This is a genomic window from Pseudomonas sp. 51_B, assembly GCF_017491595.1.
In the GTDB taxonomy this organism is placed as follows: Bacteria; Pseudomonadota; Gammaproteobacteria; order Pseudomonadales; family Pseudomonadaceae; genus Aquipseudomonas; species Aquipseudomonas promysalinigenes.
Genome location: NZ_JAFGYW010000318.1, coordinates 1 through 468 on the forward strand (window position 1 = coordinate 1; position 468 = coordinate 468).

At 65.2% G+C, this 468-nt stretch carries 1 protein-coding gene; it reads right to left on the bottom strand.

The window, feature by feature from the left end; translation table 11 throughout:
• Positions 1-468, bottom strand: a 468-nt coding sequence (locus J5M56_RS25020) for a glycosyltransferase (protein WP_207938065.1), incomplete at both ends; no start/stop codon positions are given.

The window sequence follows — 468 nt, forward strand, 5'->3', positions numbered from 1 at the left end:
GCGTTGGCCATGGCCTGGGGATTGTTCGGCGCGCAGAGCAGACCGCAGGAATCGTTGACGATTTCTTCAAACGCCCCGGCCGCCACCGCCACCACGGGAATGCCGCAGGCCATGGCCTCAAGGATGACCAGCCCGAAGGTTTCCTGGTCGCCGGCATGCATCAGCGCATCGGCGCTGGCCACCAGCCGCGCGACTTTCGGCGCCGGGCAGAATTCGTCGATGACGCTGACGTTGTCCGGCACCGCTGCGGGCATCGACGAGCCGACCAACAACAAGTGATAGCGCGGACCGAGGCGCTGCATGCACTTGAGCAGCACCGGCAGGTTTTTCTCCTTGGAACCGCGCCCGGCAAAGATCAGCAGACGGGTGTCTTCAGCGATTCCCAGCTCGGCACGCAGGCCGGGGTCGCGGGCGTCGGGATGGAAAGTGTGCAGATCCACGCCCAGCGGCTGCACATGAACATTGCGC